Annotated in this window: 20 protein-coding genes and 1 tRNA gene; 11 read left to right on the top strand and 10 right to left on the bottom strand. The window is 53.7% G+C overall.

Annotated features, from left to right (window positions below; translation table 11 throughout):
• Nucleotides 1-35 precede the first annotated feature (35 nt).
• Both dnaB and H5T64_00235 read right to left on the bottom strand, forming a co-directional pair.
• Nucleotides 36-1,379: a replicative DNA helicase gene (gene dnaB / locus H5T64_00240; GenBank protein MBC7262767.1), complete on the bottom strand. Its 1,344-nt coding sequence runs from the start codon at nt 1,377-1,379 to the stop codon at nt 36-38.
• Between the two features lie 4 nt (nt 1,380-1,383).
• A complete protein-coding gene (locus H5T64_00235; protein MBC7262766.1) occupies nt 1,384-1,890 on the bottom strand; it encodes a bifunctional nuclease family protein in 507 nt (168 codons plus the stop codon).
• 150 nt (nt 1,891-2,040) lie between these two features.
• Here H5T64_00235 and H5T64_00230 point away from each other — a divergent pair, with 150 nt between their 5' ends.
• Nucleotides 2,041-2,472 (top strand): zinc ribbon domain-containing protein, encoded by a 432-nt coding sequence (locus H5T64_00230; protein ID MBC7262765.1) that lies wholly within the window; start codon nt 2,041-2,043, stop codon nt 2,470-2,472.
• Nucleotides 2,473-2,542: 70 nt separating this feature from the next.
• On the opposite strand, the gene H5T64_00225 is transcribed toward H5T64_00230, so the two are convergent.
• The 4 genes from H5T64_00225 to tdh form a co-directional block, all read right to left on the bottom strand.
• Complete coding sequence (locus tag H5T64_00225; protein MBC7262764.1) at nt 2,543-3,532, bottom strand: SEC-C domain-containing protein; 990 nt, start codon at nt 3,530-3,532, stop codon at nt 2,543-2,545.
• Between the two features lie 38 nt (nt 3,533-3,570).
• Nucleotides 3,571-5,346, bottom strand: coding sequence for a hypothetical protein (locus H5T64_00220; protein ID MBC7262763.1), 1,776 nt, complete (start codon nt 5,344-5,346; stop codon nt 3,571-3,573).
• Between the two features lie 104 nt (nt 5,347-5,450).
• A complete protein-coding gene (locus H5T64_00215) occupies nt 5,451-6,635 on the bottom strand; it encodes a glycine C-acetyltransferase (protein MBC7262762.1) in 1,185 nt (394 codons plus the stop codon).
• A 90-nt stretch (nt 6,636-6,725) separates the two neighbouring features.
• A complete protein-coding gene (gene tdh / locus H5T64_00210) occupies nt 6,726-7,796 on the bottom strand; it encodes an L-threonine 3-dehydrogenase (protein ID MBC7262761.1) in 1,071 nt (356 codons plus the stop codon).
• 344 nt (nt 7,797-8,140) lie between these two features.
• Here tdh and H5T64_00205 point away from each other — a divergent pair, with 344 nt between their 5' ends.
• Nucleotides 8,141-8,746: a protein-L-isoaspartate(D-aspartate) O-methyltransferase gene (locus tag H5T64_00205; GenBank protein ID MBC7262760.1), complete on the top strand. Its 606-nt coding sequence runs from the start codon at nt 8,141-8,143 to the stop codon at nt 8,744-8,746.
• Here H5T64_00205 and H5T64_00200 read toward each other — a convergent pair.
• Both H5T64_00200 and H5T64_00195 read right to left on the bottom strand, forming a co-directional pair.
• Nucleotides 8,727-9,869, bottom strand: coding sequence for an MFS transporter (locus H5T64_00200; protein ID MBC7262759.1), 1,143 nt, complete (start codon nt 9,867-9,869; stop codon nt 8,727-8,729). The genes H5T64_00205 and H5T64_00200 overlap by 20 nt on opposite strands.
• Before the next feature lie 113 nt (nt 9,870-9,982).
• Nucleotides 9,983-12,376, bottom strand: a complete 2,394-nt coding sequence (locus tag H5T64_00195) for a hypothetical protein (protein ID MBC7262758.1) — start codon at nt 12,374-12,376, stop codon at nt 9,983-9,985.
• A 279-nt stretch (nt 12,377-12,655) separates the two neighbouring features.
• Between H5T64_00195 and H5T64_00190 the strand changes: the two genes are divergently transcribed.
• From H5T64_00190 to ybeY, 7 genes are all read left to right on the top strand, one after another.
• Nucleotides 12,656-14,761 (top strand): acetate--CoA ligase, encoded by a 2,106-nt coding sequence (locus H5T64_00190; protein ID MBC7262757.1) that lies wholly within the window; start codon nt 12,656-12,658, stop codon nt 14,759-14,761.
• Entirely contained in the window at nt 14,758-15,834 is a 1,077-nt protein-coding gene (locus H5T64_00185; protein MBC7262756.1) for a phosphotransacetylase family protein, read from the top strand. The genes H5T64_00190 and H5T64_00185 overlap by 4 nt, the downstream gene beginning before the upstream one ends.
• 20 nt (nt 15,835-15,854) lie before the next feature.
• Nucleotides 15,855-17,141: a phosphopyruvate hydratase gene (gene eno, locus H5T64_00180; protein MBC7262755.1), complete on the top strand. Its 1,287-nt coding sequence runs from the start codon at nt 15,855-15,857 to the stop codon at nt 17,139-17,141.
• A gap of 158 nt (nt 17,142-17,299) precedes the next feature.
• Nucleotides 17,300-17,500: a 30S ribosomal protein S21 gene (locus H5T64_00175; protein ID MBC7262754.1), complete on the top strand. Its 201-nt coding sequence runs from the start codon at nt 17,300-17,302 to the stop codon at nt 17,498-17,500.
• A 181-nt stretch (nt 17,501-17,681) separates the two neighbouring features.
• Nucleotides 17,682-18,146, top strand: a complete 465-nt coding sequence (locus tag H5T64_00170; protein MBC7262753.1) for a GatB/YqeY domain-containing protein — start codon at nt 17,682-17,684, stop codon at nt 18,144-18,146.
• Between the two features lie 12 nt (nt 18,147-18,158).
• On the top strand, nt 18,159-20,342 hold the full coding sequence (locus H5T64_00165; GenBank protein MBC7262752.1) for an HDIG domain-containing protein: 2,184 nt from the start codon (nt 18,159-18,161) through the stop codon (nt 20,340-20,342).
• Nucleotides 20,339-20,821, top strand: a complete 483-nt coding sequence (gene ybeY / locus H5T64_00160) for an rRNA maturation RNase YbeY (GenBank protein ID MBC7262751.1) — start codon at nt 20,339-20,341, stop codon at nt 20,819-20,821. Before H5T64_00165 ends, ybeY begins: the two co-directional genes overlap by 4 nt.
• Before the next feature lie 54 nt (nt 20,822-20,875).
• Here ybeY and H5T64_00155 read toward each other — a convergent pair whose 3' ends face one another.
• A complete protein-coding gene (locus H5T64_00155; protein MBC7262750.1) occupies nt 20,876-21,493 on the bottom strand; it encodes a glycerol-3-phosphate acyltransferase in 618 nt (205 codons plus the stop codon).
• Nucleotides 21,494-21,668: 175 nt separating this feature from the next.
• Here H5T64_00155 and H5T64_00150 point away from each other — a divergent pair, with 175 nt between their 5' ends.
• Nucleotides 21,669-22,721, top strand: a complete 1,053-nt coding sequence (locus H5T64_00150; protein MBC7262749.1) for a 2-dehydropantoate 2-reductase — start codon at nt 21,669-21,671, stop codon at nt 22,719-22,721.
• Nucleotides 22,714-23,262, top strand: coding sequence for a hypothetical protein (locus tag H5T64_00145; protein MBC7262748.1), 549 nt, complete (start codon nt 22,714-22,716; stop codon nt 23,260-23,262). Before H5T64_00150 ends, H5T64_00145 begins: the two co-directional genes overlap by 8 nt.
• Nucleotides 23,263-23,278: 16 nt before the next feature.
• Here H5T64_00145 and H5T64_00140 read toward each other — a convergent pair.
• A tRNA-Leu gene (locus tag H5T64_00140) sits at nt 23,279-23,362 on the bottom strand.
• Between the last annotated feature and the right edge of the window lie 18 nt (nt 23,363-23,380).

The following is a 23,380-nucleotide window of genomic DNA, read 5'->3' as shown; positions in this document are numbered from 1 at the left end:
CTTCACCTCCAGCAATTCATTTCGCAAGGGAGTACTTAGTAGTACTCTTCTTCGGTATGAATGGTATCCAGATCCACGAAGCGGGTCTGTTCACCCATGAAACGCAGTGATATCTGCCCAGTAGGGCCATTACGGTGTTTCGCCACAATGATATCGGCGATATTGCGGCGGTCAGAATCCTCGTGGTAGAGTTCATCGCGGTAGATGAAGAGCACCACGTCGCTATCTTGCTCGATAGAGCCACTTTCTCTTAGGTCCGATAGTATGGGTCTGCGGTCCTGCCGCGACTCGACTGCGCGCGAAAGTTGTGATACCGCAACGATCGGTACATTAAGTTCACGGGCCAGGCTTTTGAGCGAACGCGAGATGTATGAGATTTCTTGCACCCTGTTTTCTACTCGCGTGCCGCCTTGCATCAGCTGCAAATAATCAATGATAACCAGGTCCAGGCCATATTCGGCAGCCAAGCGGCGGCACTTCGTGCGTATTTCTAGGGGGGAGGGGGTGGGCGTGTCATCAATGAAGATCAGCGTTTCGGAGAGCATACCCGTCGCTTTCATGAGTTTGTCCCATTCCACATCGCGGATGTCACCAGTACGCAGCCGTTGGGAACTGATGCCTGTTTCCCCCGCGATAAGCCGCTGAACAACCTGTTCGGCAGACATTTCCAGACTGAAGAAGGCGACCACGGCGTTATACTTCGTTGCTGCGTTATGGGCGACGGTTAAACCGAATGAAGATTTACCCATACCCGGCCGGCCAGCCACGATGATGAGATCCGATGGTTGCAGCCCCCCTAACAAGCGATCCAGATCCACAAAACCGGTGGGCAGGCCCATACTTTCGTCGCGGTGCTTATGTAAGTAATCGAGACGGTCGTAGTATTGGGTGAGGATACTTTTGATGGGCACCAGGGCTTGCCGTACACGCCGTTGTGAGACATCAAACAAAATTTGTTCCGCTCGGTCTACAACCTGGTCAATGTCCTCGGCTTCCCCGTAGGCCAATTGTGCGATCTTCCCGGCTGCCTCGATCAAGCGACGCAAGATTGCCGTCCGTTCCACGATGCGGGCGTAATACTCTACATGGATAGAGGTGGGGACAGCATTGATGAGGGAGGTGAGATATTCGGGACCACCAACGGCGTCGAGTTGCCCACGCCTCTCCAATTCATCGCAGAGGGTGATGAAGTCTGAGGGTTCACGACGCTCGTATAAATTGAGGATAGCGGCGAAGATTTGACCGTGGCTCTCACGGTAGAAATCTTCGGCTTTCAAGAAATCCGAGATGCGAACTATGGCATCTCGGTCAATGAGCAAACTTCCGAGAACGGACTGTTCGGCCTCAATGTTCTGTGGCGGCAGGCGGTCCAACGACACGGACTTACTCCTCGTCTTCTGGCTCGTCGAAGTCTAGGGTATTCACAAATTCGCGAAAGGCAGAGAGTCTTTCCTCTTCCTCTGGCGAAAGGGTGGTCAGGTCAATTTCCCTGCTGGGACCCACTGCCGCAGCAGCCAGCACCTCTTCGGCTACAAATATGGGCACCTGCAAGCGCACTGCCAGAGCGACTGCATCACTGGGTCGGGAATCCACCTCTATATGCCGCCCGTTCGCATCCATCACGATGCGCGCAAAAAAGGTGTTGTCGTGCAGATCATTGATCAGGACATGTGAAACAGTGGCCCCCAGTTCCATAATCAGGTTCTTGAGGAGATCATGGGTCAAGGGACGGGCTACCTGGATACCTTGCAAGGCAAGGGTGATCGCGTCAGCCTCGACTGGGCCTATCCAGATGGGCAAAATACGGTCGCTATTGAGTTCTTTCAGAACAATCACGCGTTGTTGGTTTAGAAGGCTGGCCATAATCCTATCAATTTTTACCTTAATCATTTCGCACTCCTTAATAAGATCCGCCCATCGGATTTATCAATACTCATTATAGCACACCCCTTTCGCAATGCCAAAGTCCACCTCAGCCAACTATGAAAAATGGGCGAACAGTGCTATAATATGCCGACTTCTAGAACAGGGAGTACCTGCATGACTATACCTGCTAATCTCCTCCACATCTTGCGCGTCACTGTCGCTTTGATCGGCGCTTACGTCGCTCTCTTTTGGATCACCTTAGTGATCTGGACGGCACGCGACATCCATTCACGCACTCGTGACATCCTGGCGCAAATTCTGGCCACACTCATCGTATTGGTGTTCAATGTACCCGGACTATTGCTCTACCTGGTTCTACGGCCAGCCGAAACGCTCAGTGATGCCTACCAACGTTCTTTGGAAGAGGAGGCATTGCTTCTGGATATTGAACAGCAGTTTAGTTGTCCCGGCTGCAAGAGGCGCATTGAGGCGGATTACGTGATCTGCCCTCATTGCCATACCAAACTCAAGGGGAAATGCGCCCACTGTGGGCGACTGCTTAATCTGAATTGGGATATCTGTCCTTATTGTGGGCAAAGTATTTAGATAACGGATAAGGCAGAGTCTCTGGCACGAGTCACCTGCTATTCAGAGCAAGGGGCCTTAGCATCTGCGGCTATGTCGTTTGCGGTGGCTTGTACTCTACGCCGCTGGGCAAGATAATGCCGGCTGCAGTGCGGGTGAGATCTTCTAATCTCTCATCTGCTCCCTCTTTGCGGCGTTCTTCTGCTTCCGCTTCCCGGAGTGCTTCTTCCCTTTTTCGGCGTGCTTCTTCTTGCACATGTTGCAGTTTCCGTACTGCATCCTCCGCGTCGTAGTACGCGTGGCCACGAACCCGCGTGGTGCCTCGCCCTTCTGTGATAGCCTGTAGCAAGTACACATTGAAAAGGTGGCCATTTGACGATAGAAATTCGAACCAAGTGGCCGTCGCATATTCCTGCCGATAAGAGATGAAGGCACTGCCGATTTGCTTGGCCAGCAAATCCTGGGGCCATGGTGGCAAGAGTGTGATGCCCCACGACAAGTGCGGTTCTTCGGGCAGACCACGGAGTCTGGCCACTAATATGTCCTCTCGGCTGGCCAGCCGTGCCAAGGTGTTATCTGTGACTTCGTATGTGTGGCCTTGTAAAACATCGCGCAGGTAGAGGGTGGAAGTCCCTGTCTGGACGTTCTCGACGCGATACAAACTGAGGTGCGTGTTCAGCCAACTTTGTAGGACCTCGCGTTCATGAGCGGGTATGTGGCGTCCTGGTCCTTCCAAGAAAAGTTCGATGATCCGCTTGCGGTCTCGACTGGTCCGATAATCATGGATATACCAATCGAAAAAGCGCAGCATATCTGCTTCGCCCAGGGCCTCTGCACCGGCCACGCCGTAGTTACCACCCCAATATAAATTGAAAGCGGAAACAAGATCCAGTTTTTGGGCTGCGTCTTGGCTGAATGCAAAAAGCCGACGATCCAGTGCCGCCTCATCGCGCCGGATGCCAATTTCTCTGGCCCTCGATGTCTGCTCTTTCCTCATGCAGCACTGTTTGTATTTTTTCCCACTGCCACAGGGGCAAGGGTCGTTGCGTCCCAATTTAGTTACTCGATTCTCTGTAGGCAATTCCTACCCCCACTACCTGAATAGGCTGTGCAAACTCCCTACGAGACCAGCATGGTAGGTACGTAAATCAGTAGAGAAAGCATTGTATCCGTTAGTATAAAAATCAGGTAAGACCCGAACAAAGTGGGATACTCAGACCGCTTATAGTAGATGACAAGCGCTCCGCAGGAGATCAGAAATGTAAGCAGGGGTACAGCAACGATCGCCAAGGCCTCGTATTGCCTGGGCATCATATCCAGCAATGGCGAATAAAAGAGCACGGACGGCATTAGGAAAAGTTTGGCGAAAAGATATAAGCCGATAGCGATGACTAGCGCTACTCTCGGCCCCCGACGGTCGAGGCCGCCCTCCAATTGGGTGATGTAATATACGACAACGAAAACGAAGGACGGGAAAGCCCATACCAAGAGGATGGGAGGGAAAAAGCCCAGTGCTGGCGCAATGCTCCACACTGAGCCCAACAAATCACCTACCACATCGCTGAGTGTGCGTCGGTCGAAATTACCCTTCACATCGGTTCTCGTGCTCGCATAGTAGACTTCGTATCTGCCGAACCCACCTGGGCTAATCCAGACCAGGTGAAGGTTGGATGCGTCATCTGCTGTAGCGACAGGGCGCATGGAGTTGGAACTGGTCCGAGCAGCAATTTGGTAGCCCTTCAATGTGCCAGCCTCGAGGTAAGCAGCGACAACATCCACGCTAGAGTGGGTTCGTGTACTGAATTTCCCAGATAGAAACAGGGCCAATTCCGCGTGCTGACCCGGCACCACACTGGGCATGTACAAGAAGTCTGTGTCTCCGTAGATCGCGCCTGGATCTGGGGAACGATATGCCAATCGTTCGTAAGTGAAAGCGCCCTTAGCAGACTGATAGTCAGGCTTCATAGCGCCTGGTATGGTAAGGCGAACGGGTTCTCGGTAGGCTGGTTGGGAGAGAGGGAATGTGACGTACCAGGTCTCAGCACCTCCTGCCGTAAGCCCGCCCCCGCGTTTTTCCAAAGCCCAGAACACATAAGCGTTCTGATTATCCAATCCCAAGACGGGCCCGTAAGCGATTAACCCCGTCCCGGTGGAAAAACGTCCTACAAGCGTCCTGGCATATAGCAAGCCCGTTGCTGGATCAAAGACTGCATAATACACATCATTCTGGTACAGCGTGGACTCCTGGACCCAAACGAGGTGGATCCTGCCCTGACGGTCTACTTGCAAGTGAGGTTTTCCTCCGGCGGGAGCGATGAGTGTCGAGTCCGAGGTGACCGTGCCTAGTCCGTCCACTCGCACATGGTAAAGCCCACCAGTGCTTTTATCTTCAGTCGTCCAGAAGACATCCAGTTCGCCATCTGGACCAGGGGCAGCGACCACGCTTTCGGCCTCCACATCGAGCGTGGATATCCGAACGGGCTGCACGAGTATGTCCCCATTCCTGCTCAGATGCGTGTAGAAGACGGCGCGGGGTATTTTGGGATTGTCCAGGTAGAGGAGATGCAGTTCGCCAACTCCCGCGGGAAAAAGATGCGGCTCCCTGGGCCGCTGCGTCGTGAGGGGCAAGTCCAGTTCGACGAGGGTGTTCCCCATCGTGTCTAGAGCCATGAAATGTATAGCGGCTTCGTTTTGAGCCACCCATGTCAAGTAAATACTTTCATCCTGCCATACAACTGAGACTGGCAAATTGTTCCTCGTCTGGCCCAGGTTCTTACCACGGCTCCAATCCGCAATCACCTTCGGCGTCTTAGGCAATGCCATGCCACATCCGCTCACCAATACTATTAGAATGCCAAGGACCAGCAATCTGAAACAACAGGATATTCTTTTCATGATCGCACTTCCTTAACGACAGCGATAGAGTGGAGTAAAAGCGGCAGAGCCCACAAACTCCTCTGCCGCTTCGCTATAGAAATCGTCCTTTTCGGCTAGGGATGTCAAATCACGCCCAGTTCTTCACCGACTTTCTTGAAGGTGGCTAACCCCTGATCGAGATCCTCACGGCTATGATTTGCTGATATCATAACTCGGATACGGGCCTGCCCCCTCGGAACAGTTGGGAAACCTATGGCCATCGCAAATACACCCTCCTCAAAGAGCCGTCTGGAGAAATCCTTCGCCAGCGGGGCTTCACCCAACATGACCGGGGTAATAGGTGTCTCGCTTTTGCCAATGTCAAAGCCCAGGCGTTTCATCTCCGCTTTGAAGTAGCGTGCATTCGCCCACAGCCTATCCACCAGTTCTGTGGACTCTTCCAGGAGATCTATGGCTGCCAGACAAGCGGCGGTATCCGCGGGCGTAGTGGCGCTGGAAAAGAGGAATGGGCGCCCCTTTTGTCGCAGATAATCAATGATGATTTTCTTGCCAGAAAGGGAACCCCCTACTACGCCGAATGCTTTGGAAAGGGTTCCCATCTCAACGTCGAATTTGCCATGTAAATTGAAGTGGTCAACGATGCCGCGCCCTCCTCGGCCCAGCACACCTTCGCCATGAGCATCATCTACCATGGTCAGCACGTTGTACCTCTGTGCTACCTCGTACAATTTATCCAAGGGAGCGATGTCGCCGTCCATGCTAAAAACCCCGTCTGTGACCAGCAGGCCGCGTCGGTAATTGCCAATATTCTCTCTGATTTTGCGCTCGGCGTCTTCGGCATCGCAGTGCTCATAGACAACGATCTTGGCACCAGAAAGCCGGCAACCATCAATGATAGAGGCATGGTTCAACCGGTCGGAGAATATCACATCTTCCCGGCCCACTAATGCGGGGATCGCAACTTGGTTGGCGCAGAAACCAGACTGCACAAACAAAGAGGCCTCTACACCCTTGAATGCTGCCAACCGTCTCTCCAGTTCGAGATGTAATGTTTGTGTACCAGCGATAGAGCGCACTGCTGCTGGGCCGACGCCCCACTCGTCGATGGCCCGTTTGGCTGCCTCTTTCAATTTGGGGTGATTGGCCAGCCCCAAATAATCATTGGTGCAGAAGTTGAGCACTCGTTTGCTATCTACTAGCATCCATGGACCCACAGGCGATCCCATGGTACGGATGTTGATGAAAAGTTTCGACTCTTCCAACTGCGCGATATCCTCGCGAATAAAATCCAGTTTGTCTTTCGGCATTTTCCTCGTCCTCCTCTTCCCTCACTAATGGATAGGATTTGCGTTTTCCTGCAGCGATTGACCAGTGGGATTTCGTTGCGATAAACCCTTTTAAATATCCGCTGGATCTGGAAACATCACAACTTTGCCACACTTACGGTCAGGCGCGCACATCGCTTCGAAGCCCTTCTCGAAATCATCCAGTGGTATCTTATGGGTGATTACTGGCGAGGGGTCCAATTTGCCCGATTTGAGAAGCCCAGCCATCTGGTACCAAGTGTCCCACATCAGACGTCCGTTGATGCCAAGTACTCTAGCCCCCTTAAAGATAATCGCGTTGTTCAAATCCAATTGGATAGGGCCAGAGGGCAGCCCAAAGGCGGAGAAACGCCCAGCCTTTCGCAACACTGCAAACCCTTGTGTAATCGCATCTTGGTTGCCGGTCATCTCCAAGGTTACATCCACTCCCACACCCTCTGTAGCATCGAGGATGATCCTGACCACATCCACGCCTGGTTCCGTGATATTGATTGAAAAAGTAGCCCCCAGTTTCTTCCCAATATCCAGACGGAAGGGATATTTTCCCACGTGAAAGATTGTTCCTGCTCCGGAAGCTCGCGCCACAGCCACAGCATTCAAGCCAGCGGGACCATCGCCGAACACAGCGACCGTTTTGCCAGTAATGGGTTCGGCCAGGACCGTGTAGACGGCGTTGCCTAATGGTTCTTGGATGGAGGCAATGGCGGGGTCCAGATCGGGATCGTTCTTCCAGGCGCAGATCTCGGGCAGGACGGCGTAATCAGCAAAACAACCCGGCGTATCCACCCCCAGGATCTTCAAGTTCGCGCAAATGTGCTGCGCTCCCTGGCGGCAGACGGGACAAGTGGTGTCAGGGATGTGGCTTTCCGCCGATACAAAGTCCCCCTCTTTGAGCAAGGTTACATCTTTGCCCACTGCGACTACATAACCGCAAAACTCGTGTCCAATGATCAGTGGGGGTTTGATGCGACTTTGCGCCCACGCGTTCCATTCATAGATGTGGCGGTCGGTTCCACAAATGGAAGTCGCCTTGACCTTCACCAGTACGTCGTGAGGACCGATGGTGGGGATATCTACCATGCGCATCTCGAGCCCGGGACCGGACTTCGGTTTCACCAGCGCTCTCATCTTTTGGTTAGGCATCGTTTCACTCTCCTTTGAGTAATCTCGTGCCACACTTCAAAGAACGGGTTACCGCTGGCAGTATAACACGTGAAGACTGTTTCGTCAAAAGGAAGCCAAATGTTCTTGCTTGCCGGCTGGATTATGGTGTGATACAATTAATAAAAGAAAAAAAGGCCTGCATCCTAGGCTGTCTAGGAGGTGAGAGCGTGTCACGGCACTTTGTGCTCTTGCTGATAGTTTTTCTATGGGCTTTTGTCGCGTGCGCAGCGCCGATCCAGAATACACCCACCCCGATCCTTCCCACTCCTACCGCCAGTCCGCAGCCAACAGAACATGATCCCTACGTTGTCTTGAGAAATCACATGGTTGATTTTCAGATCAAGGTGCGAGGCGTTGCGGACGAGAGGGTACTAGCCGCTATGCGTGCCGTGCCTCGCCACGAGTTCGTGCCCCCCGAACAACGCGATAGCGCCTACGCCGATCACCCACTACCTATTGGCTACGGCCAGACCATTTCCCAACCCTATATCGTCGCCCTGATGAGTGAACTGCTCCGGCTCGAGCCCGGTGACCGAGTGCTCGAGATCGGCACTGGCTCCGGCTACCAAGCGGCTATTCTGGCTGAATTAACCGATCAGGTGTACAGTATCGAGATCATCCCCGAACTGGCTACACGGGCATCGGAGACTCTAAAGCGTCTGGGCTATACCTGTATACACACCAAGCAAGGCGATGGCTACTATGGATGGGAAGAATATGCCCCCTTCGATGCGATCATTGTTACTTGCGCTCCGGACCACGTGCCCCCGCCCTTGGTAGACCAATTGGCAGATGGTGGTCGACTGGTCATCCCCGTGGGGCCGCCTGGGGGTTACCAGACCCTGTGGCAAATTGAGAAGCGAGGTGATCAGATCATCACCAACAACTATGGTGGTGTTATGTTTGTGCCTATGACGAGGGGGCCTTAATATTTGGCGCGGTGTCATGCATCAAGCAGAGTATCAGAAATACGCACAGGGCAGCTCCGAGCAAGTTCACGAGAATAGGACCACGGAACCCAACCGCCTCATAGATTAGACCACCGATGGCCGGCCCCGGAAACGACAAGATGCCACGGAAGGCACTTAATCGCCCCATTTCCTCAGCACGCGATGTTTCAGGCACGTGGTGTGATACCCACGTCAGAACAGCAGGCACCCAGGTTGCTGGCACCAGGCCATTCAGCAGTTGCAGCGCAGCGAAGGCCTCGAAATGAACTGCCATTAGCCAACCAAGCATCATAACCACCCCAATCGCTTCGGATATAGCCATAAGTAGGCGTGGTCCCCAGCGTTCGGCGAGTCGCCCTAACGGTATTTGGGAGACAGCCCAGGCTACCGACGCGACGGTAGACAAAATGCCCAACTGGGTGTTGCTGAAATGATACGTATCGCGCAACATACCGTAGATGATCCCGGCTCCTATACTCCACACCAATGCATCCATGGTGGTGGCTAGGTAAAAGCCTCGCATGTGAGTCGGCGGTAGAAATAAGCGCTGGACTACAGGCCATAATTCCCTGAATGCCAAGGTACGTTTGGATACCCCATTATTCGGCTCTTGCAGATAGCGTAAGGCGATCGCTAAGGAGCAGAGTTCTAGGAAGGCGCCAAGGCCGAACACGATCACTGCTCCCCAATGATCGGCGATGAAACCCGCGCTCAAAGCAGCGAAAATTCCGGCTAGTGCGAAGGCGAATATCACCTCCGTGTAAGCCCGCATTCGTTCCCCTGTCCCCGACGACTCGGCTACAAGTGAATCCCGGACTGGTGCACCGAAACCACCCAGACCCAGCAAAATCACGCCGGGCAACAACAACTGCCACTGGCCAACGGTTCCCGCTATTATGTAGGTGGCGTGGGCCAGAAGCACGAGTGCGCTGGCAGCGGCGATGAACATCACCCGCCCGCGACGGTCAGAAAGCCAACCAGCGATAGGTTGGATGAGTGCGGGGATCACACCGCGGAAGCCGCCCAGGCTCTCTAACAACCCGATGGTGGCCACCGAGCCACCCAGGCTCAAGACGAAAGGTTGCCACACGACAGACATCATGCTGAGACGGAGACCGCTTAAGAAGGTTATCACAGAGAGAACGCGCACGTTACGTGCAGTTTTATTCCGGCTTCCACCTCCGAGGAAAGTCAAGAGATGCCTCCGCCTTGCGTTTATCGTAGATCTGCAAATGACCACAGGACACACAGAGCCCCACCGTAGGCGAGAACAGCAGCTACGGCGACAGCCGAGAATCCTGCCGACATGGCCAACATCACTGCCAGGATGGAACTGATTACCGAGGCACAGCCATTCACCGCCCACACCCAGGGCACTAGACCAGGTGTTATTCGCCCTACAATGCGCACCCCGGAGGGGAAAGCAACGCCCATCAGAAAACCGGGTGGGCACAAGGCAATGATAGTGACCATCAGGCGCACCACCAACGGTGCAGCCAATGTCGCTTGGAATAGAGTCGGCATGAAAGCAATGTACACCAAAAGGAGCGCGACGAGCGCCCCTAATGCCGCCCGCAGAGGTAGCCGTGGGGAGAGAGCACTTCCCACACCTGATGAGAGCAAGAGAGCGAAGAGCACTGCAGCGAAGGCATAAGTAGGTTGGCCTAAGAGCAATATAAAGCGCTGCATGAGGGGCATCTCCACGAAGAAAAATGCCAACCCCAGCAGCAGGAAGTAGAGCAAAAATCGTCCCCGATATTTGCCCGCTTGAACTACTCGCTGACGGACAAGCAGCGGCCCGGCGATGAGCAATACCGAGGCAAGCATAGCGAAGGTCAGCAGGATGATCAATACCAGGTACCCGCTTCCACCAAATGGCAACCAGAACTGCCCCAGATGCTGCAAAATCGTCGGAGTCTGTGCCCACTTAAAGAAATGAAAGAAGAAAGGCCGGTCATCGGTAGGCGGTGAGATTTCATAAGGGTAATTTCGATAGAACTCACGCCGATCTTCGCTCTGGACGAGTTCGCAGAAGGTATTGTAGTATACTGGCTCTTGGAGAACATTGTAGCGGTTTGCTTCTGATGCGGGCATCCCTTTGTAATACACCAGGTCGAACTTGCGAGAGGCACAGAAACGACGCAGAGCATCAATATCCTGCTGGGTAAAAGGTGTTCGTTTGACAAATACTGTGCCAGTGGACCAGCTGCGAATTGCTGCTACGTGCGCTGCCGGATCGCTTACCCCCACTCGTTCCAGTGCTTCTAAGGCAATGGCCCACAAGCGCAACGTCTCGCTGGGCGGTAACTGTAACCAACGTGTCGCCACCAGCAGGCCGTTCTCCGAGAGATGTTCTAGACACTCAACAAAGGATTCGATCGTGTACAGATAGTTTTCGGAAAGGCTATAAGCGCCAGAGGTGACTGGTTTATAGCTATCTACCAGACAAAGGTCAATCACGTCAAAAGTCGCACTTGTCCGGGCGAGATAACTGCGGGAGTCTGCAACCACAAAATCTATCCGAGGATCGCGAAAAATGCTGCCGGAATAATCACCGAACTTATCACGCGTGGCTGCTACGACCAGTGGGTTAGATTCGACCACTACTATGGACTGTGCGCCACCTTGATAAGCGACGAGCACGTCCAGTCCACCCCGCGGTTCGATAACTAAAGCATGGGCTTTTGGCACAAGGACGTAGGCCGCAGAAGGGGCCAGATACTCTAAGAAATGTGCGTCTTCCGGCAAGGTTTGTCGTGTGATTGGCGTCAAATTGTCGCCGTCTATGGTAAGGCCCAATTGTGGCGGTGGAGGTGCGCCGTAGGCCAGGCTCAACCCTGGTGCGGAGCGAATACCAGCACCGCGTACCACCTCCACGCGGGAGAAGGCGTTCCATCTCTCGAAAACCACTTCGGTGCCAGGATACAGAAGCGCTTGGCTCAGCGTTTTGTAAGGCGACATGCGCACTTCCAAGAATGCTGGTCGGATAGCGAGCAGGATTACCAGAACCAGCGCCATCCCATAGATCCACCCTGTTTTCGTGCGCTGCAGGCAGCCCCAGTCGAAAGCAAGCGCGCCCAGTGCGCCTAAGAGCGCCGCCGCCACGACTGTGCCTGCGCCACCCAAAAGGGGCAGCAAGATCACGACGGCAAAACAACCCAGTGCGGAACCAATCAAATTGACCGCGTACACGCGACCTACCCGACTCTGCTCTGCAGCCAGCAACAACCCAACGATTAACCCGCCGCATAGGAAAGGCACGGTCAATGACAGATAATAGAGTACCAGGTAGAATAACTGTATCCGCTCCCAAGCGATGCGGTAGGAGTCGAAGGGAATGTAGTTCATAACCAGGTAAGCCCCAAGAGTACTCGCAGAAAAGAAAAGGGCTACCACCCCGAGGGTGCTTTCTCTTGCGCGGACGCGAGTCACCCAATGGGGGAAAAGTGTCAGAAGAGAGCCGCTCGCCCCTGAGCCCAGCAGCGCCAAACTCACACTCATGAAGGCGAAGTGGTACCCCTGGGCGACGGAAAAGATGCGGGTAAGAGTGATCTGAAAAAGGATTGTTGCCGCTGACAACATAAAAAGACCCACTTCGGTGGGTGACATAGTCACATCCTCGCTTTCATGCCTTACGATACTATAACAGAAAGGCTAAAGAGGGTCAAAGTAAAGGGCGCCTCAGAAAGACATTCTCCAAGAAAGCGGGAGAGCGTCCTTCGTCTTTTTGTCAATTTCAAGTATAATTGCCTGGACGCCATCTAAAGGCAACTATTTTGCACCATACACTATGCGTGCTCAGGCTTTAGACATTACGAGTTGCTGCATTGGGAGACCCATGAGTAGCGAGGGACTGCATCATATTTGAGTCTTGAGGAGAATCCGTTCATGCTGGACATGTTTTTCAATCCTCGTAGCGTTGCGGTTGTCGGTGCCTCCCGTGACCCCGAGAAACTGGGTTACAGCGTGCTGAACAACATTATCCAGTACAAATACACTGGCAATGTCTACCCGATCAATCCCAAGGCCGATGAAATTCTGGGCTTGAAGTGCTATCCCACAGTTTCTGCCTGTCCGGGTGAAGTAGACCTGGCTGTGATTGTAGTGCCTAACACACTCGTACTATCCGTTATGGAAGATTGCGCTAAGAAAGGTGTGCGAGGGGTGATCATCATCACCGCCGGGTTCCGTGAGGCAGGCCTCGAAGGAGCCAAACTGGAGCGAGAGTTGGTCAAACTCGCGGAAGCAAATAATATCCGCATCATCGGGCCAAACTGTCTGGGCTTAATTGACACCGTGCAGCCTCTGAACGCCTCTTTTGCCGCTGGCATGCCGGAGAAGGGCACCATTGCTTTTACCTCCCAATCGGGCGCATTATGCACGGCCATCCTCGATTGGGCTCTGGCTGAGGGAATCGGATTCTCGCGGTTCGTCAGCCTGGGCAACAAAGCGGATGTGAACGAAGTGGACATGCTGGAAGCATGGGAGAATGATCCCGATTCTCGGGTGATCATCACTTATATGGAGGGTCTGGCCGACGGACGGAAGTTCATGGAGATAGCCCGCCGCGTTACACGACATACACCGGTTATCGCAGTGAAATCTGGCAAGACCACGGCCGGACAACGGGCTGTCTCCTCACATACGGGTTCCCTCGCCGGTTCCGACAGGGCTTACGATGCTGCTTTCCAGCAGTCGGGCGTGCTGCGCGCTGAATCTATCGAACAACTTTTCGACTACTCTCTTGCCTTTGCTTATCAGCCAATGTTGAAGGGGGACCAAATCGCTGTGGTTACCAATGCGGGTGGGCCTGGGATTATGGCCACCGACGCGTTGGAGCGCAGTGGTCTCAAACTGGCTTCCTTATCACGGGGGACCATTGAACGGCTCCGGGAGAGGTTGCCTGCAGCAGCCAATGTCTATAACCCCGTGGATGTCATCGGCGACGCCCGAGCCGACCGATACGAATGGGCTCTTGATGCCGTGCTCAAAGATGAGCAGGTTCACGGCGTCATAGTGATCCTGACGCCACAGGTGATGACCGAGGTTGAAGAAACGGCGGAGGTTATCGGTCGGCTCGCTGCTCAGGCTGATAAGCCAGTATTAGCCTGTTTTATGGGCGAGAAGAAGGTGCGTTCCGGCATCCGGATACTTCACGATTACCGCGTTCCCAATTACCTTTTTCCTGAGCGAGCGGTGGGTGCAATGAAGGCTATGTACCAACACTGGCAGTGGACCAAACGCCCGGAGCCGGAGATCGTACATTTCGACATAGACAAAGAGCGAGTCCGTGAGGTCTTCAATAGAGCACGAAGCGAAGGGCGTCTGACACTTGGTGATGCGGAGATCCGCGATGTGATAGCTGCCTATGGCATCCGCATCCCGAAATCCAAATTAGCAAAGACAGTGGATGAAGCCGTGGCTTACGCCGAAGAGATCGGTTTTCCGGTGGTGATGAAAATCGCTTCGCCCGATATTTTACACAAATCAGACATCGGTGGGGTCCGTTTGAATGTGCGCGACCGCGATCAAGTGCGTGACCTGTTTGATTTGCTTATTTACCGGGCTCAGCGCTATATGGCAGATGCGCAGATCTGGGGTGTGCAGATCCAGGAGATGGTCAGTGGGGGCAAGGAAGTAATTATCGGCATGAACCGCGACCCCCAGTTCGGTCCATTAATCATGTTCGGTTTAGGCGGCATCTACGTAGAGGTACTGAAAGATGTCACCTTTCGCATTGCTCCAGTCTCCCGTCAAGAAGCAGCCGAAATGATCGGTGAGATTCGCTCTGCCCACTTGTTGCGCGGCGTGCGTGGCGAGAGACCATCGGACCTAAACGCAGTGGCCGACTGTATCATGCGCGTTTCCCAGATGGTCATAGATTTCCCCGAGATCATGGAAATGGACATCAATCCTTTGATGGTACAGGCTGCCGGGGAGGGAGTAGTGGCTGTAGATATGAGATGCGTCCTCAAAGAAGGAGGGACAGAATGATTACATTGAGCGTTATGTCTCTAGAGCCTTTCTCTGGAAAGAGTGCCGTCTGCGTGGGTCTAGGCCACCATTTCCAGCGGAATGGCCTCAAGGTTGGCTACATGCGACCCATCACCACAGCGGTGAAGCGCGTTGGTACCCGCTTGATAGACGAGGATGCCAATTTCATGCGGCGAGCCTTGGGGCTCACGGAGTCGGCGGCTGCGATCTGGCCTGTAGGGTTGGATCCGTTGGTAGTGGAGAGGGTCCTGCGTGGCGAAGGTAATGACTACGCTCGCCAGATCAAAGAGGCTTTCGCCATTATCTCCAAGGACAAGGATATAATGATAATAGAGGGTGGGGGCAGTCTCGTGGAAGGCTCAATGGTGGATTTGCCCACTTACCAAATTGCGGAGTTATTCCATGCCCGTGCGCTGGTCGTCGTTCGGTATGACAACGACCTGGTTGTGGATGAAATCCTCGGTTCGCGGACACTGCTTGGTGATTCGATGCTGGGCACAGTACTCAATGCGGTGCCTCAATACAGAGTGGACTTCGTAGAGAAATCGGTGATCCCATTTCTGGAAAAACATGGCGTCCCCGTTTACGCTGTGCTACCCCAACAGCGGATCTTCCTCTCCGTCACCGTGCGGGAAATTGCCGAGGTGTTAGGGGGCGAAGTCCTATGCTGTGATGACCGCCTGGAGGAGTTGGTCGAAAACCTGATGGTCGGCGCCATGAGTGTAGATTCGGCACTTACCTATTTCCGCCGCAAACCGAATAAGGCAGTGATAACCGGCGGCGACCGACCTGACATTCAGTTAGCCGCTTTGGAAACTTCCACCAAGTGTCTGGTGCTCACGGGCAATTTGTATCCCAGTCCAATCATCTTGTGTCGTGCTGAGGAACTGGGTGTGCCGATGATACTGGTGAAACATGATACGCTGACCGCCGTACAACTCCTGGAGGAAATTTTCGGCAAGGCGCGCTTCCATCAGGACAAGAAGATCGCGCGTTTCGAACGCATGATGGAGGAGCGGTTCAACTTCGCGCGCTTGTACAACGCGTTGGGGTTAGAGCCGGCGAGAGGGTAAAAAACCGGGAGGTCTTTCAAATGACGCTGATAGAAGATATCATCGCCAGACAAATATTAGATTCGCGTGGCAACCCCACTGTGGAGGTAGAGGTACATCTATCTGGTGGTGCGGTAGGGCGCGCGGCGGTGCCCTCCGGAGCCTCCACTGGCATCCACGAGGCACTGGAGCTGCGCGACGGCGACAGACAGCGCTACTGTGGCAAGGGCGTTCTGAAAGCGGTGGCCAACGTCAATGAAGTAATTGCCGAACAGTTACTGGGTTGGGATGCCTTGGACCAGGTAGGTATAGACCAGCACATGATGGAGTTAGATGGTACGTCTAACAAAAGTGTTTTGGGTGCGAATGCTATCTTGGGGGTTTCCTTGGCAGTAGCGAAGGCTGCTGCCAAGGCGCTTGGCCTGCCCCTGTATCGTTACTTAGGCGGTGTCAACGCCCGAACTATGCCCGTGCCGCTATTCAACATTCTGAATGGTGGCAAGCATGCTACTAACAGCACCGATTTTCAAGAGTTTATATGTGTGCCAGTCGGTGCGCCTACCTTCAGCGAGGCGCTACGCTGGGGCGCAGAGGTATATCAGGCCCTCAGAGCCGTTCTGAAGAAGAAAGACCACAATACCAACGTGGGTGATGAGGGTGGCTTTGCCCCTTCGCTCGACGCCAATGAAGAGGCAGTGGCACTCATTGTAACGGCCATTGAGGAGGCGGGGTTCAAGCCAGGAAGGGACCTGTATGTCGCTCTCGACCCAGCGGCCAGCGAGTTCTACGAAGACGGCCTTTATGTGCTCAAAAAGGAGGGCCGTAAACTCCGCGCCGAGGAAATGGTAGATTACTATGCCCAGTGGGTAGAAAACTACCCTATCATCAGCATTGAGGATGGCTTGGCTCAGGATGACTGGGAGGGATGGCAATCGCTCTATCAGCGCTTGGGTGAGCGTGTGCAGATCATGGGTGACGATCTCCTGGTCACCAACGTTGAACGGCTGAAAATGGCCATCGAAAAGCGCGCCGCAAACGCCATCCTCATTAAGCCCAACCAGATTGGCACGCTGACAGAGACCATAGCGGCGATCGAAATGGCCAAGCGGGCTGGGTGGGCTGCTGTCATATCACATCGTAGTGGTGAGACCGAAGACGCAACGATCGCCGACTTGGCGGTGGCTTTTAACACCGGCCAGATCAAAGCCGGCGCTCCTTGTCGCAGTGATCGCGTTGCCAAGTATAATCAGTTATTGCGCATCGAGGAAAAACTCGGCGATGCCGCAGTGTATCCGGGTCTGGCAGCATTCTACAATGTTAAGCGTTAGAAAAGGGGATTGTCAGAAGATTCAACCAGCGCTGTGGGAACGCGACTCTGTGTTTGACAGGGTCGTTTCTTGCCTTTATAATTTAGATTGTAAATACGCAGTGTAGACTCGAGCATTTGTTCCTGGGTCATTGACTGTGGAAGAAAGGGGGGTCACGTGTGACGCAGATTATTGTCGAAAAGAACGAGACCTTCGAGGCAGCTCTCAAGCGCTTCAACAAGAAAGTGCAAGCCGATCGGGTTCTCTCGGAGGTCCGTCGTCGCCGCTTCTATGAGAAGCCCAGCGTCCTTCGCAAGAAGAAAGCGGCGGCCAAGCGGCGCAAAAGCCGCAAGCAAAGTCTGAAGAACCAGTACGAATAAGTGCCTGGATACCAACATCATAAATACGCGGGTCCTCCCTAAAAACGTTCAAGCAGAGTCTTTATGTAACGTGGGGCAGGGCCCATATTTATCATCAAAGGCTGTACTAAGAAACTCATTTCGCTGAGGGGAACAGGTGGAAACACTTAGAGACAAGTTAGCCAGTGACTTAAAGCAGGCTATGCGCGATGGCGATGCAGCGCGCAAATCGGCTATCCGCATGGTACGCGCTGCTATCACCAACGAAGAACTGGCTCGCTCTGCGACCGCCTACCAAGACTTGGAACGGGCTGGCAAGGATGTAGAGGGGACACAGATCCGATACCAACTAACTGACCAAGAAATCCTCGATGTGATCCGACGAGAGATCAAACAGCACCGCGACTCTCTGGACGCTTTTCAGAAAGCAGGGCGACAGGACCTCATTGCTGAGGAAAAGGCCATACTGGCTACTTTAGAAAGTTACTTGCCCAAGCAAATGACCAGAGAAGAGATCGCTGCGGCCGCTCTCGTAGTGATCGAGGAAACAGGGGCTAAAGGGCCAGGGGATCTGGGTACAGTCATGCGTGTGCTTTTGCCGCGAATCAAGGATCGGGCTGACGGCCGTACGGTGAATGAAGTCGTCCGGGATCTTCTGACACGTTGAGAGTAAGACCCGATGGGTAATACCCACCTCGACACGCTGAGGCATGCCTCGAATGGGGCAAGCCGCACAGCCGGGATTGTGCCGGGCGAGATCAGTGAGCGTCGCCTGCTCTTTGTGCACAGAAAGAGAACACTGTGGTTTCTGGAGATGGCTCTAACCACAGTGCTTCTGATATTGGGGCTCACGTTTGTTCTGAATTTCTCTATTGCACCACAGGAGTTAGATCTCACTGTGGGTGCAGTGGCCCCTCGTGACATACCTGCACCAAGGCGCATCAGTTATGAGAGCGCGTTGCTCACTCAGGCCGAGCGAGAGAGAGCCGCGACAGCAGTGGGGAATGTATACACTGCTCCTGATCCCAGCATTACCCGCGCCCAACTCAATCGGGCCCGAGAAATCGTCGCTTACATCGATTCTGTTCGACACGACGATTATGCCCCGCCCGAAGTCAAGGCACGTTGGGTGGCCGAGATACCTGACCTGACTCTCTCCACAGGGACCATCAGTACGGTTATTTCCTTGGAAGAAACCGCCTGGCAACGAGTGGTGGCGGATGTGTACAGTGTTTTAGAGCAGATGTTCCGCATGGACATCCCGCAGGGGCGACTGAACGAGGCACGGACACAGGTTCCAAGATTAGTAAGTTATGCCCTTCCTGCAGACCAGGCGAACGTGGTAGCCGAGATAGCGCGAGATCTCCTTGTTCCCAATAGTTTCCTTGACGCGGAAGCAACCGAAGCACTGCGTCAGCAGGCCCGCGCGAGTGTTGCCCCGATACAGCGCACTATCGAACGTGGCGAGATCATTGTGCGCAGTGGTGATGTGGTAACTGCTCTGGATATTGAGGAACTCGAAGCCCTGGGTCTCTTGCGTGGCCCACAGGGATGGCAAAAAGTAGTCGGCACATTCTTCTTTGTTGCCAGTATGGTGCTGGTACTATTGGTCTTCATGTATCGTTTCCGACCAGAGATGCTTACGAGCCACAAACGAAGGGTCCTATTGGTGCTGACCATCCTCTCTTCACTCATCCTGGCAAAGGCGATGATACCGGGTCACGTAGTACTACCCTACGTATTTCCTATGGCCGCTATCTCGATGCTACTTGCCCTGCTTTTCGATATCTCTGTGGCGCTGATGGTGACGACAATGCTCAGTTTCGCTGTCGGGGTCATTGCAGGCAGCTCGTTGGAACTGAGCGTCTACGCCCTACTGGGCGGTTTGATAGGCGCGGTCAGTGTGTACCAGGTAGAGAGGTTGGGCGAATTCGTGTGGGCAGCCGCTTACGTGGCTTTAGCGAATGTGGTAATAGGCTTAGCCTTCCGCCTTTACAACCAAAACTATGATCCCATTGGTCTTTTGCAGATCGCCGGGGCCGGCATTTTTAATGGCGCTCTTTCGACTAGCCTGGCCTTCGCTACTTTTTCGACCTTCGGCCGGGTCTTCGGCATTACCACCTCACTCCAGTTGCTCGAAATGGCTCGTCCCACCCATCCCCTTTTGCGACAACTCTTGCTTGGGGCACCGGGAACCTATCACCATAGTATTATTGTGGGCAACCTCGCAGAACGAGCAGCCGAATTAGTGGGTGCCGATAGTCTGTTGGCCCGCGTTGGTGCATATTATCATGATATCGGCAAAATCAAGTGTCCTTACTTTTTCGCCGAGAACCAGGTTGACGGCCAAAGTTACCATGAACGATTGGATGCCAGAACAAGTGCACAAATCATCATCAATCATGTTAGGGATGGCGTAGAACTAGGGCGAAAATACGGCTTGCCCGATCGAGTGCTTGACATCATTGCCGAGCATCATGGCACAAGCACCGTCAGTTATGGCTACTTCTATCAAAGGGCCATAGAAGAGACAAACGGCCAAGTATTGGATGAGTCAGACTTTCATTATGGTGGGCCACGACCTCAAACCAAGGAGGCGGCTATCGTGATGTTGGCCGACAGCGCGGAAGCCGCTGTGCGTGCGGCGCGCCCTACCTCTCCCAGCGAAGTCGAGCGTATTGTGCGCACGGTCATCGATGAGAAACTGACAGCAGGGGAGTTAGATCAATGTGACTTGACATTGGGTAACCTCGATAGCATCCGCACGGCTTTCATTGATGTTCTGGTTGGCATCTTTCACCCTCGTGTCCAATATCCTGCGGGCACAGCCGGGACATGCAAGAGCGACCCAGGAGCATCATGACGGAAGAGCCCACCTACTATATAACGGTGGAAATTTCGCCAGAGGTCACTGGCAGCGTCCCAGTAGAGGATCTGATCCGTGCAGCGCGCACAGTCTTGAGTCTGGAAAATGCTGCGGGACCACTCGAACTCTCCGTCGTAATTACCGACGCAGAAACCATTCGCGGAATGAATCGAACATACCGAAGTCTGGACGCGCCAACTGACGTGCTCGCATTTGCTATGCGCGAAGGCACAGACCGTTTTGTGCTACCCACCGCTCTCATCCCTTATTTGGGCGATGTAGTTATCTCTTACCCCAATGCCGTAGAGCAATCACAGTTGGGAGGGCATCCTGTGCGCGATGAACTTATGTTACTAACCGTGCATGGCGTCTTGCATCTATTGGGGTATGACGATCAAGAAAAGGCAGCTCGCCAACGTATGTGGGCAGCCCAGGGAAGGGCATTGCGGGCACTGGGCCTCTCACTACAGGTATAAGGACAAATAAAAAGGCTCTCGGGAGGATAAGCGAGAGCCTTTTGGGTTTTAGAGTTAATATGGCCCGAACTCGACGCGTCTTTCCGTACCCCGCAGCAATCTCACGACATTCGGTCTCAGCGCCCAAATGATGATGAGCGCCGCCAGGAGGCCATAAAGCACATATTCACCTGGCGAGTGGATAGCCCAAAAAGCGATCAGTAGGGCGATAGGCGTTGCCACCGCTGCAGTAAGTGAAGCGACCGAGGCATAATGCGTGAGCAGAGCCGTAACAAGCGCCAAAAGGACCAAGATAACAGCAATTTCGGGGAAAATAACCGCGAGTACACCGATGTTGGTCACAGTGCCAGCGCCTCCTTTTAGGCTCAGGAAAACAGAGTGGTTATGTCCCCATACTGCTGCTACACCCGCCAGTACGAGAGCGAGGTGTGTGCCCACCAGAGTCCGAGCTAACAAGATGGCCACCCCGCCCTTCAGTGCATCGCCTAGAACAGTAAGTGCAGCCGCCCTCCAACCGGCCACTCGATAGACATTTGTACCCCCGATGCGACCACTTGCACACTGGCGTACATCCACGCCTTTGAGCAGGCGGACAATAAGATAGCCGGTGGGGAAAGAGCCTAATAAATAGGCTGTTGCAGTAACAATTGCATAAGAGAAGATGTCCCACATGCTGTCATAATCCTTCGATTTTTCTTCATAAATTAGCAACACGGGAGGGCAGTTGAAGTTGCGGCAAGTTTCCTGTAGAATTACGATGGCACCGAGATACCCGTCTTTTCCATTATCTGTGTACTGGCGCGAAATCAGAACAGAGCAGTGGTGAATGCCAAGATAGGGGAGAAAATTGCGCATACTGGTCATGGGGGCGGGAGCGATAGGTTCCCTTGTAGGTGGATATCTGGCTGCGAGTGGGCACGATGTGACCCTGGTTGGACGGCGGGATTATGTGAATGCGGTGCGAGAGCGCGGGCTCGTTGTCAAACAGCAGGAGCAAGGAAATTCCTTGATAACACATCCACAGGCCATAACTGGCGTAGGGGAGATAGAGGAGCGCTCCTTTGACGTCGTTTTGATTACAACAAAAGCCTACGATACCGCTACAGCAGCCCAACAAGTGCGAACTATTCTGACTCGTTCAACCGTTGTGCTTTTGCTTCAAAATGGTGTTGGTGGAGAGGAGATCGCGCTCAATGTATTAGGCCACGTGCCCTTTCTTTCGGCAGTTGTTACGTTGGCGGTGGCTGTAGACGCGCCAGGTTGTGTCAGCCTGGTTACCCAAAAAGGCGGCCTAACCTTTGCTCCTGTGCATGGGGAAGTACCAGTGGTCAAGATAGCGAAAACGTTCGCTGCCACAGGGTTCAGAACTGCCATCTGCAAAGATTATCGGGAGGTGAAATGGTCTAAATTACTCCTCAACCTCCTGGCTAACGCTATCCCTGCCATCCTAGATATGAAGCCCGAAGAGGTGTACGCCGACCCCCGCCTGTTTGCGCTTGAACGAGCGGCTCTCAGAGAGGCACTCGCTGTAATGGCTGCACTCAGACTGCGACCGGTGGACCTAGTGGGATATCCGGTGCGCCTTTTCGCCTACGCGATGCGGCATTTTCCTCAGCCAGTATTACATACTACGCTGCGATATATCATTGCTGGAGGGCGAGGAGGCAAAGCACCTTCTTTACACTTGGACCTGGTTCGAGGTAAGGCTGAGTCGGAGGTGGATTTTCTGAACGGTGCAGTTGTGCGAGCAGGGGTGGAGGTCGGTATACCCACACCCGTTAACCAACTGCTTTACAGCACTCTGAGGAACATTGTCCAGCAGGAGTTGCCGTGGCAAACTTTCCGCCGGCGACCCGAAGCCTTACTCGCCTTATTTGAACAAAGGAGCTCTGATGAATAGTTTAGACGTCTGGAATGAGAACTTTCTGGTCGCTGTTTTTCCCGATGGAAGACTCAACTTCCAACTTATGGTCGAAGGGCGCCCGACAGGGGTATACCTGGGCGAAGCGTATTCATTGGCAGAGGTAACTGATTCAACCCTATTTGGGGAATTTGCCGTGGGCATTGCACGCTATCCGCTGCCGGCCGGATATGAGCGGGTGATTGTGCGACGCGAAGGTGAGCCCCAGCCTGCATTAACTCAAGAAATGGGTGACTTGCCCCCTGAAATAACGGCTGTTGATGAGGAAATGGAGTTTTATCCCTGCCTGCATATTCTCCGTGAGCGCCGTACCGCTCTTCCCTGGCGTTTGGAACAATGGTATACTCTGGTAGGGCAATATCTAGTGTATGATAGCAACCAATATTTCGAAAAGGGTGCAGTGCCGGGTCAATTCGCTCGTGGGGAACGCATCATTGCCGAATTGCGGCAGGTGTTAGATGTGGTACGATTGGCCAACGGCCAATCTGCAGCACACAAAAATCCCAGCCAGGCTCGCTGACCGGGATATCTCTTGATGCCGAGGGTGGGATTTGAACCCACATGAGCCTTCGCCCACTACGCCCTGAACGTAGCGCGTCTGCCAGTTCCGCCACCTCGGCCGGGGTAGTGATACTTTA

It is taken from the genome of Chloroflexota bacterium, assembly GCA_014360825.1.
GTDB lineage: Bacteria > Chloroflexota > Anaerolineae > UBA2200 > JACIWT01 > JACIWT01.
The sequence above is the reverse complement of the archived record's forward strand: the minus strand, read 5'-3'. Positions and strand labels throughout refer to the sequence as shown.

Coding starts and splice junctions, on each gene's coding strand:
- H5T64_00235 (MBC7262766.1), bottom strand. CDS start 1,890: ATGATTAAGGTAAAAATTGATAGGATTATGGCCAGCCTTCTAAACCAA.
- H5T64_00230 (MBC7262765.1), top strand. CDS start 2,041: ATGACTATACCTGCTAATCTCCTCCACATCTTGCGCGTCACTGTCGCT.
- H5T64_00220 (MBC7262763.1), bottom strand. CDS start 5,346: ATGAAAAGAATATCCTGTTGTTTCAGATTGCTGGTCCTTGGCATTCTA.
- H5T64_00215 (MBC7262762.1), bottom strand. CDS start 6,635: ATGCCGAAAGACAAACTGGATTTTATTCGCGAGGATATCGCGCAGTTG.
- tdh (MBC7262761.1), bottom strand. CDS start 7,796: ATGCCTAACCAAAAGATGAGAGCGCTGGTGAAACCGAAGTCCGGTCCC.
- H5T64_00205 (MBC7262760.1), top strand. CDS start 8,141: ATGGTTGATTTTCAGATCAAGGTGCGAGGCGTTGCGGACGAGAGGGTA.
- H5T64_00200 (MBC7262759.1), bottom strand. CDS start 9,869: ATGATGTCTGTCGTGTGGCAACCTTTCGTCTTGAGCCTGGGTGGCTCG.
- H5T64_00195 (MBC7262758.1), bottom strand. CDS start 12,376: ATGTCACCCACCGAAGTGGGTCTTTTTATGTTGTCAGCGGCAACAATC.
- H5T64_00190 (MBC7262757.1), top strand. CDS start 12,656: ATGCTGGACATGTTTTTCAATCCTCGTAGCGTTGCGGTTGTCGGTGCC.
- H5T64_00185 (MBC7262756.1), top strand. CDS start 14,758: ATGATTACATTGAGCGTTATGTCTCTAGAGCCTTTCTCTGGAAAGAGT.
- eno (MBC7262755.1), top strand. CDS start 15,855: ATGACGCTGATAGAAGATATCATCGCCAGACAAATATTAGATTCGCGT.
- H5T64_00170 (MBC7262753.1), top strand. CDS start 17,682: ATGCGCGATGGCGATGCAGCGCGCAAATCGGCTATCCGCATGGTACGC.
- H5T64_00165 (MBC7262752.1), top strand. CDS start 18,159: ATGGGTAATACCCACCTCGACACGCTGAGGCATGCCTCGAATGGGGCA.
- ybeY (MBC7262751.1), top strand. CDS start 20,339: ATGACGGAAGAGCCCACCTACTATATAACGGTGGAAATTTCGCCAGAG.
- H5T64_00155 (MBC7262750.1), bottom strand. CDS start 21,493: ATGTGGGACATCTTCTCTTATGCAATTGTTACTGCAACAGCCTATTTA.
- H5T64_00145 (MBC7262748.1), top strand. CDS start 22,714: ATGAATAGTTTAGACGTCTGGAATGAGAACTTTCTGGTCGCTGTTTTT.